General features: G+C 63.3%; 1 protein-coding gene and 1 pseudogene. Both read right to left on the bottom strand.

Annotated features, from left to right (window positions below; all coding sequences use genetic code 11):
• Window positions 1–337 (bottom strand): annotated as a pseudogene (locus EOA85_RS35730) (hypothetical protein); the annotation flags it as partial.
• Between the two features lie 148 nt (window positions 338–485).
• Window positions 486–1061: a GNAT family N-acetyltransferase gene (locus tag EOA85_RS35725; protein ID WP_095520506.1), complete on the bottom strand. Its 576-nt coding sequence runs from the start codon at window positions 1059–1061 to the stop codon at window positions 486–488.
• Window positions 1062–1161 lie beyond the last annotated feature (100 nt).

Below are 1161 nucleotides of genomic sequence, written 5' to 3'. Positions count from 1 at the left end.
GGTTGCCGGCGACCTGATGGGCGCCATGATTGCTCACCATCACCCTGTCGAACTCCCAGCCGGCATCCACGACGCGGCCGCCGTCCTTGATCTCAAGGCGGACGGTCGCCGCGAGCGGCAGGATCCAGCCGGTTGTCATCGCATCGAGAAACGGCATGCAGCGCTTGACGGTCAGACCATTGTTGGTGGCCGACGCTTGCTGCGAATCGACTGCCGGCAATTTGCGGAACCAGTCCGGCAGAACCGTCTTGGCTGCTACTGGCGGCGCGATGACGCCATAATCTTCCGGCCGACAGACAAACCGGATCGAGCGAGTGGTCTGGGAAAAATGAAACATTGATAGCCTCCAAGGAAAAATCCGAGGAGGAACGGGCCGCAGGCGGATTTATTCCTGCTGGATGTCAACCGTCTGATTATGCAGGCCGGCTACGAGATTTGGCCGCCGCCGAGCGACCGCCGCGGCAGCGGCGCGCACAGCACACTGATTAAAGCACCAATCGCATCAGCGGTCGGCCCGCCTTGCGCTCGACCAGCCTCTCGAAGCCGGCTTTCTCGAAGACCCGCGACGAGCCGACGAACAGCCCGATCGAACGCGAATCTTTCGACAGGTCGATCGGACACGCCTCGACCAGCCGCGCGCCATTCTGGCGAGCAAACTCGATGCCGCCTTCGACCAGCCGGTGCGTCACGCCCCTGCCGCGCGCCTTGACGCGGATGAAGAAGCAGGAGATCGCCCAGACGCCCGGATCCGTGGCGTCGGCAGGATCGACCGGCGCCGACCCCCTGCCCTTATTGTTCCATTCGGGCACGTCGGCGCGCGGGCCGATTTGCATCCAGCCGACCGCCTTGCCATCCTCGAACGCCAGCAGGCCCGGTGGTGGCCCGGCCTCGATCCGCGCCTTGATGTGGTCCTTGTTGCGCTCCCGGTTGCTGGCGCGGCGCGCTGCCGGCGACAGCCGAAAATGTGTGCACCAGCAACCGTAGCAGGCGCCTTGCTTACCGAAAAGATCTTCGAAATCAGCCCAAAGTTCAGGCACCAGCGGCGCTATGGTCGTATTCATGAGCTGTCTCCCGGCCCACCGCCTTGTCGTGGCGTCCGTCCTGACGTACCATTGCCTTTGTTCTCTTTATGTTCGCAGCGATGGCGGCCTCTGTCAACAA

The organism is Mesorhizobium sp. M5C.F.Ca.IN.020.29.1.1 (assembly GCF_003997375.1).
GTDB lineage: Bacteria > Pseudomonadota > Alphaproteobacteria > Rhizobiales > Rhizobiaceae > Mesorhizobium > Mesorhizobium wenxiniae.
Note: the sequence above shows the minus strand (reverse complement) of the source record. Positions and strands in the feature narration are given on the sequence as shown.